This window comes from Brachyspira sp. (assembly GCF_029258575.1).
Lineage (GTDB): Bacteria > Spirochaetota > Brachyspiria > Brachyspirales > Brachyspiraceae > Brachyspira.
Genome location: NZ_JARHYI010000012.1, coordinates 1 through 7,591 on the forward strand (window position 1 = coordinate 1; position 7,591 = coordinate 7,591).

7 protein-coding genes and 1 pseudogene are annotated in these 7,591 nt (G+C 28.3%); 7 read left to right on the forward strand and 1 reads right to left on the reverse strand.

Translation table 11 applies throughout. From position 1 onward, the window contains the following. Window positions 1-254 (forward strand): annotated as a pseudogene (locus Q1J76_RS00860) (VWA domain-containing protein); the annotation flags it as partial. A 1-nt stretch (window position 255) separates the two neighbouring features. Here the strand turns inward: Q1J76_RS00860 and murI are convergent. Further along, window positions 256-1,080, reverse strand: coding sequence for a glutamate racemase (gene murI / locus Q1J76_RS00865; protein ID WP_300365445.1), 825 nt, complete (start codon window positions 1,078-1,080; stop codon window positions 256-258). Window positions 1,081-1,246: 166 nt separating this feature from the next. On the opposite strand from murI, the gene Q1J76_RS00870 reads away from it, so the two are divergent. From Q1J76_RS00870 to Q1J76_RS00895, 6 genes are all read left to right on the forward strand, one after another. After that, complete coding sequence (locus Q1J76_RS00870) at window positions 1,247-1,495, forward strand: OadG family protein (protein ID WP_300365448.1); 249 nt, start codon at window positions 1,247-1,249, stop codon at window positions 1,493-1,495. A 33-nt stretch (window positions 1,496-1,528) separates the two neighbouring features. Continuing rightward, complete coding sequence (locus tag Q1J76_RS00875) at window positions 1,529-3,319, forward strand: biotin/lipoyl-containing protein (protein ID WP_300365451.1); 1,791 nt, start codon at window positions 1,529-1,531, stop codon at window positions 3,317-3,319. Between the two features lie 32 nt (window positions 3,320-3,351). Then, window positions 3,352-4,728 (forward strand): sodium ion-translocating decarboxylase subunit beta, encoded by a 1,377-nt coding sequence (locus Q1J76_RS00880; protein ID WP_300365454.1) that lies wholly within the window; start codon window positions 3,352-3,354, stop codon window positions 4,726-4,728. Window positions 4,729-4,779: 51 nt separating this feature from the next. Then, the gene (locus Q1J76_RS00885; RefSeq protein ID WP_300365457.1) at window positions 4,780-5,361 is read left to right on the forward strand and encodes a biotin transporter BioY; all 582 of its coding nucleotides are present in this window, start codon (window positions 4,780-4,782) and stop codon (window positions 5,359-5,361) included. A 260-nt stretch (window positions 5,362-5,621) separates the two neighbouring features. Further along, window positions 5,622-6,560 carry a glycosyltransferase family 2 protein gene (locus tag Q1J76_RS00890; protein WP_300365460.1) on the forward strand — a complete coding sequence of 313 codons (939 nt, stop codon included), beginning with the start codon at window positions 5,622-5,624 and terminating at the stop codon, window positions 6,558-6,560. Beyond that, window positions 6,550-7,591, forward strand: a 1,042-nt coding sequence (locus Q1J76_RS00895) for a glycosyltransferase family 39 protein (protein ID WP_300365463.1), incomplete at its 3' end; no start/stop codon positions are given. The genes Q1J76_RS00890 and Q1J76_RS00895, both read left to right, overlap by 11 nt.

The following is a 7,591-nucleotide window of genomic DNA, read 5'->3' on the forward strand; positions in this document are numbered from 1 at the left end:
ATAAGGCTCTTTATGAAGCTAATAGAATTATGAATACTTCTAGTTTTATAAATGCAGATGTATTAGTGCTGTCTGATTTTATAATGGAAGATATGCCAAGCAACTTAGTAAGTATGTGTACAAAACAGAAAAATAATGGTAATAAATATTTTGCTGTATCTATAGGCAGATTTCCATTTGGTTATTCCTACAGAAGAGTATTTAATAAACATTGGATATTTGATATTGAAAGCGGATTAAAAGAAATTTATTGAATTATAATTCTACTTGCTGCAATTTATACTTTTCATTTTTAGGCATGAAAATATTTATAAATTTGGATGCTTTTTTTATATCTTCAGTTGTATATATATTTATAAATTCATTTTCATTATTTTTATTTATTAAATTATTTTTTTCTAAATATTGTTTAACTGAAATAGCGGTATGATAAGCAGGGTCTATTATATTTTTTATAGAATTATTATTTTTTAATATCTTTTTTATATCATCTGTTATATGAGGATAATGTGTGCAAGCTAATATTAGAGTATCAGAATTAATATCTATATTTTTTAAATAATCATTTAATACTTCCAATCTATTATCATAACTATTCCAATCATTTTCTATCATAGTGCATAATTTTTTGCATGCCAACTGTGTAACTTTCACTCCTTCTCTATATTCATTTATTTTATTTTTATATGCATTTGATTTTACAGTGAATTCTGTTCCCATCACAGATATATTATTATTTTTTGTATTATTCAAAGCATCTATCACCCCATTATATATTACTTCCATAACAGGAATTTTATATTTTTCTTTTAAAATATTATAAGAACATGCAGATATGGTATTGCATGCTATAATTAACATTTTGCATTTTTTATTTACTAAAAAATCAGCCATTTTTAAAGTAAGTTCTATTATTTCTTCTTCTGTTTTATCTCCATATGGTATATTTATATTATCTCCTAAATATATATAGTTTTCATATGGTAATATTGCTAATAATCGTTTTAGTACTGTTAATCCGCCGAATCCTGAATCAAAAATTGCTATTGGCATACTTGACATCTTCGAAATAAACTTCATAATTTTATCCTATTAAGTTAACTAATTATAATTATTATATTTGCTATTTATATAAAGTCAATGATATTGTGATATAAAAGCTATATTTTGTAATAAATTTACTTGTATATAAGTAAAAAATAGTGTATAATTTAGTAATTAATAATTTACATAATAGGAGTATTTGATGAATAGTAGTATTATGGAAGCTTTACAAATAATGCTCATAGGTATGGGTGTTGTTGTATTGTTTTTAATTATATTAGTTTTCGTTATGAAAATAGTTGCCAGTGTAATAGCTCAAGTGGGTAAATTAATGCCTCCTCCCGAAGAAGAGACATCTGCTCAAGCACCAGCAGCGGCACCTATTAGCAGTGATAAAATGGTAGCTGTTGCCATTGCTTTAGCACATGTTCATAGCAGCAAATCTAAATAACCTATATGAGTTTTATAAAAGGAGATATTAATAATGGCTAAAAAAGAAATTAAATTTATGCTAACAGCATTCAGAGATGGTTTCCAATCTGTTTATGGTGCTAGAGTATTATCAAAGGATTTTATGCCAGCTGTAGAAGCATTCGTTAAAGCTGGAGTTACATATTTTGAATCAGGCGGCGGAGCAACATTCCAAAGTGCATTCTTCTATAATAATGAAAATGCATTTGATGTAATGGATACTTTCAGAAAAACAGTAGGTCCTGATGTTAACTTACAAACTTTAGCAAGAGGCGTAAATGTTGTAGGTTTGGAATCTCAGCCTAGAGAAATGATTAAACTTCATGCTGATCTTTTCAAAAAACATGGTATTACAACTATTAGAAACTTTGATGCCTTAAATGATGTTAATAATCTTATTTTCAGCGGTAAGTGTATTAAAGAGGCTGGACTTAAGCATCAGGTATGTGTTAGTATGATGGCACTTCCTCCAGGATGTGAAGGTGCTCATGATGCTGAGTTTTATGCTAAAGTATTAACTCAGATTAAAGATAAAGTAGATTTTGATTCTGTATGTTTCAAAGATGCATCAGGAACTACAACTCCTCAAGTGGTTTATGATACTATTAAAGAAGCTAGAAAAATTTTAGGTAAAGATGTACATATACAAATGCATAGCCATGAAACTGCAGGTATAGGTGCTGTTCAATATAGAGCTGCTTTAGATGCTGGTGCTGATTGTATAGACCTTTCAGCTGCTCCTGTATCAGGTGGTACTTGTCAAACAGACTTAATAGTTATGTGGCATGCTTTAAGAGGAACTGAATACAGTTTAAATATAGATATAGATAAAATTAGAGAGGCTGAAGAAGTATTTAAAGAATGTATGAAAGATTATTTCTTACCTCCTGAGAGTAGAACAGTTGAACCAATGATTCCATTCGCTCCAATGCCTGGTGGAGCTTTAACTGCTAATACTCAAATGATGAGAGATATTAATGTAATGAATAGATTCCCTGAAGTTATAAAAGCTATGACTGAAGTAGTTAAAAAAGGTGGTTTCGGTACTTCTGTAACACCTGTATCTCAATTCTATTTCCAGCAGTCATTCAATAATGTAATGCAGGGAGAGTGGAAAAAGATAGCTGATGGTTATGGTAAAATGGTATTAGGTTATTTTGGAAAAACGCCTTCTACACCAGATCCAGAAATAGTAAAAATAGCAAGTGAACAATTAGGATTACAGCCTACTACAGAACTTCCTATGGATATAGATGATAAAAATCCTAAAAAAGGAAGAAAAGCTGCTGAACAGGCTTTAAAAGATGCTGGTATCACCGATCTTTCTGATGAAAATGTATTTATAGCTGCTGCTTGTAAAGAGAAAGGTATTCAATTCCTTAAAGGTGAAGCTAAACTTGGTATTAGAAAGAATGCTGGCGGTACTTCTGAAGGCGTTAAAGCTACAAGTAATGAAGTTACAGTTACAGTAGGCGGTTCTAACTATGGTATAAAAATAGAAAATGGTAAAGCTATAGTTGATGGAATAAGCTATGATTATAGCATTAAAGATGGTATAGTTGCTAGTACTGCTCCTGCTTCTTCAGGTTCTGCTACTCCTATTACAGCAGGCTTACCTGGTACTGTATTAAAAATAGTTGCTCCTGTAGGAACACAAGTTCAAGATGGTAGTACTATATTAATTGTAGAAGCTATGAAAATGGAAGTAGAAATAAAATCTTCTGCAAATGGAGTAGTTAAAGAAGTTAAAGTTAAACCAGGTGATGCAGTAGTTGCTGGTCAGGAATTGGCTATTGTAGGTTAATTATCGATGTGATTATAAGGAGATAAAAAATAATGAAAAAAGTATTTTTAGTATTTGCACTTATCTTTATGACAGCATCAGTAGTGTTGCCTCAAGAGAATAATCAGGAGCCTCTTAATATAAAAGATTCTCTTATTTCTTTGATGAGAAATACTGCTTTCGGCGGTTTATTCCCTAGAAGTGAAAAAGATATAGCAGAAGCTCAGGCTAAAGTTGAAAAAAGCAAGCAAGAAAAATATCAAACTAAACTTAATGATATTAAAGTAAAATCTGCTCCTTTATGGCAGAATGCTATAATGATTTGTGTAGGTTTACTTTTAGTTTATCTTGCTATAGCTAAGGGATTCGAACCATTACTTCTTATTCCTATAGGTATGGGAGGAATACTTGCTAATATTCCTATAGCAAATATTGCAGCTTTACCTGTAGTAGAAGTTATTAATGGTTTACCTGTTACTATAAGTAGCGGAGGTTTTTTAGGTCAAATATACACTTTTGGTATTGAATCAGGATTATTTCCATTATTCATATTTATAGGTGTAGGTGCTATGACAGATTTTGGACCACTTATTGCTAACCCTAAAACTGCTTTATTAGGGGCTGCTGCTCAAATAGGTATATTTGGTACTTTATTGGGTGCTATGATTATATCTACATATATACCTGTTATTTCTTTCACATTAAAAGATGCTGCTTCTATAGGTATCATTGGCGGTGCTGATGGTCCTACAGCTATATTTACAGCTTCAAGACTTTCTCCTGGATTATTAGGAGCTATTGCGGTTGCTGCTTATTCATATATGGCATTGGTTCCTATCATTCAGCCTCCTATTATGAAATGGCTAACTACTGAAAATGAAAGAAAAATTCAGATGAAACAGCTTCGTCCTGTAACTAAAAGAGAAAAAATTATTTTCCCTCTTACTGTTATAATACTTGTTGCTTTACTTTTACCAGATGCTGCTCCGCTTATCGGTGCTTTGATGTTTGGTAATTTGATTAAAGAATCTGGTGTTACTGATAGACTTTCTAAGACTGCTCAAAATGAATTAATAAACATAGTAACTATTATGTTAGGTTTATCTGTAGGAAGTAAATTGGCTGCTGATAAATTCTTACGTTTTGAAACTTTGGGTATATTGATATTAGGTTTGGTAGCATTCTCTATGGGTACTGCTGGAGGAGTTCTTCTTGCTAAATTAATGAATGTATTTAGTAAAGAAAAAATCAATCCTCTAATAGGAGCTGCAGGGGTATCTGCTGTACCTATGGCTGCTAGAGTTGCTAATAAAGTAGGTCAGGAATCTAATCCTCATAATTTCCTTCTTATGCATGCTATGGGACCTAATGTTGCAGGAGTAATTGGTTCTGCTGTTGCTGCTGGAGTTCTTTTGGCTATATTGGGATAATGATAATAATGAATAATATTGGAAAAATAAAAAATAAAGGAAAGTAAATTGATGACTAATATATTGAGAAAATATAATGATAGCAGAGTTTATATAATAAATGAAGCTGGTGTAATGAGTAAAATAATATTAGCGTTTTTATTTGCTATTGCCATAGCAGTAACTTCGCAAATAAAAATTTATTTAGCATTTACTCCAGTGCCGATTAATTTGGCTACTTTTGCTGTATGTGCTAGTGCTTTGACTTTAGGCGGATTTTGGTCTTTTATATCTGTTACTATATTTATATTAGCAGGTACTATAGGACTTCCTTCTACAATAGCCCCTCATGCTTTTGGAGCTACAACAGGTTATTTGACTGGATATGCTTTATGTGCTTTAGTATTAGGTAAATATACAGAAAAAAATAATACAAATAATATGATTAAAGCTTCTATCGTATTGTTTATATCTCAAATAGTTATAATACATATATGCGGTATGATAGGATTGTATATTTGGTCATTAAGTATTGGAAGCCCTTATACTTTTGTGGAAGTAATAATGAAAGGAAGTCTTCCTTTTCTTATAGGAGATTCTATTAAAGCTATAGTTCTTTCATCAATAATGACTGCTATATTGAAAAATAAATAATTTATTCATATGATATTATAAAAGGAAGTGCATTTTTTGTACTTCCTTTTCTTTAAAAAATATTTGTATATTGACAATTATAAAAATATAGTTTATATTATTAAGAGGAAGTTATAGGATAATTTTATGAAACAGCAAACAGCAAACAGCAAACAGCAAACTAATCAATTATAATAATTTCTCTCTTACTTTAACAAAAATTCGTTTTATTTTTTCGTTGCATTTTTATTTATATAATATTTTTTCATAGGTGCTGCATTATGAAAATAACCATAATAGTACCTTGTTATAATGAAGAGCTTGTAATAAAAATATTATATAATAGATTGATGAATGTACTTTCTAATTATAATGATTATGAAATAATTTTTATAAATGATGGAAGTAATGATAATACAGAATATATAATAGATAAATATAGAAAAGAAAATAATAATATAAAACTTTTTTCTTTTTCAAGAAATTTCGGTCATCAGGCTGCTGTAAGTTGCGGTATTCTAAATTCTTCTGGTGATATAGCTATAATAATAGATGCTGATTTACAAGACCCTCCAGAACTTATACCTTCTATGATAGATGAATATATAAAATCAAAATCTAACGTTATATATGCCAAAAGAATTTCTAGAGAAGGTGAAAATTTTTTCAAAAAAATAACATCCAATCTATTTTATAGATTAGTTAATTTATTATCAGATATTAAATTTCCTATAGATACAGGAGATTTTAGACTAATAGATAAGAATGTAATTGATGCCTATAAACAGTTTAAAGAAAATCCAAAATATATCAGAGGATTAATTAGCTGGATGGGATTTAAACAACAGCCATTTTTATATAATAGAAAACCTAGAGAAGCAGGTAAAACTAAATATACTTATAAAAAAATGTTTAATCTAGCTTTAACAGGTATAATATCATTTTCAACAAAACCTTTGAGAATATCTTTAATTTTAGGTATTTTATCTATACTTTGTGGTATTATATTATCTCTATATGTATTTATAAAATATTTCTTTTTTAATGCAGATATTATAAAAGGCTGGGCTTCTATAATGATAACTGTTATTTTTATGGGAGGAGTTCAGCTTTTAAGTTTATCTGTAATTTCTGAATATTTATCAAAAATATATGAACAAATAAAAAATAGACCTGAGTTTATTATAAAAAGTAATAGGGAGACAAATTATGAAAAATAATATTAAAAGATTTATAAATAAAATAATAAGTAATAAAATTTTTTTAATTTCATTTATTTTTATAATATTATCATATATATTAAAAACTATATTATTAGTTTTCACTACTTTAATAGATGATGAAGCACATTATGCATTATGGACAAAACATTTACCATTTGGCTTTTTTGACCATGGTGCTGGTATAGCTTTTTTTATGAAGTCAAGTATGATTATATTTGGAAATACTGGATTTGGTGTAAGATTTGGCAGTATTATTATAAGTATATTAGTTTCTGTTTTATTATATTTATTTTTGAGAAAAGAAAAAGATGAAAATACTGCTATTATTTCTGTTATACTTTTTAATACTATACCATTCTTTGCTGGACTTTCTCTGATTGTTACCATAGATACTCCTATGTTTTATTTTTTATTATTAGCTATAATGGCTTATTATAAAGCAATTTATTCTAACAAAAATTATTTTTATTTGGCTGGTTTTTTATTTGGTTTTAGCTTACTTTCTAAAGAGGGTGCTATATTTGTAGGTGCTTCTATATGTTTTTTTACACTAATTTCAAAAAACAGAAAATCTATATTTTTATCTAAAGAATTTTATTTATCATTTATTGTTGCTGCTATAGTTTACAGCCCTTTTATTATATATAATTTTCAAACTGATTTTACATCTATAAAATATGCATTAGACAGACAGCTTCAAAAACCAGGAAGTATTAATAGAACTTTAGATTTTTGGGGAGCACAAATAGGATTATATAGTCCTTTATTTTTTATATTATTTTGTTATTTAATAATAAAAGTTTCTATAGATTTTTTTAAGAAAAAAGAAATAGAAAATAATTTCTATTTTGCTTTTATATCATTATTGCCATTCATTTATATACTGCAGAAATCTTTCAAAAATAAATTAGAAGCAAATTGGGCTTTATTTGTATATGGAGGAGGGATATTTTTAGTATCATATTATATATCTAAAAATTGGAATAAAAAATATATTAGGAATTTATTTTTAGCTAATATATTATTTT

Bases quoted from the DNA above. Each gene is read 5' to 3' on its own strand.
- murI (WP_300365445.1), bottom strand. From the start codon at position 1,080: ATGAAGTTTATTTCGAAGATGTCAAGTATGCCAATAGCAATTTTTGAT.
- Q1J76_RS00870 (WP_300365448.1), top strand. From the start codon at position 1,247: ATGAATAGTAGTATTATGGAAGCTTTACAAATAATGCTCATAGGTATG.
- Q1J76_RS00875 (WP_300365451.1), top strand. From the start codon at position 1,529: ATGGCTAAAAAAGAAATTAAATTTATGCTAACAGCATTCAGAGATGGT.
- Q1J76_RS00880 (WP_300365454.1), top strand. From the start codon at position 3,352: ATGAAAAAAGTATTTTTAGTATTTGCACTTATCTTTATGACAGCATCA.
- Q1J76_RS00885 (WP_300365457.1), top strand. From the start codon at position 4,780: ATGACTAATATATTGAGAAAATATAATGATAGCAGAGTTTATATAATA.
- Q1J76_RS00890 (WP_300365460.1), top strand. From the start codon at position 5,622: ATGAAAATAACCATAATAGTACCTTGTTATAATGAAGAGCTTGTAATA.